At 50.4% G+C, this 248-nt stretch carries 1 protein-coding gene; it reads left to right on the forward strand.

The genetic code is table 11. The features are described 5' to 3' along the window. Positions 1-248 (forward strand): NAD(P)/FAD-dependent oxidoreductase (locus HBA93_RS22520; protein ID WP_353619433.1); only part of this gene is annotated, 248 nt, incomplete at both ends.

Below are 248 nucleotides of genomic sequence, written 5' to 3' on the forward strand. Positions count from 1 at the left end.
CGTTCATATGGGGACGCGTATTGCATATGATATGATTACCTCGGTTGAGCTGGGTATGGATATGCATCGCCTGCATGGCGAAAGCGGCAAGGTTTATAGCTGTAACGCATTAATTGTCGCCACTGGTGCCAAAGCCAAATGGCTGGGTATGCCTTCTGAAGAGTTTTATAAAGGCTTCGGTGTTTCTGCCTGTGCGACCTGTGACGGGCCGTTTTTTCGGAGCAAAACCGTGGTCGTTGTGGGTGGTG

The organism is Ochrobactrum sp. SFR4, assembly GCF_019730395.1.
GTDB lineage: Bacteria > Pseudomonadota > Alphaproteobacteria > Rhizobiales > Rhizobiaceae > Pseudochrobactrum.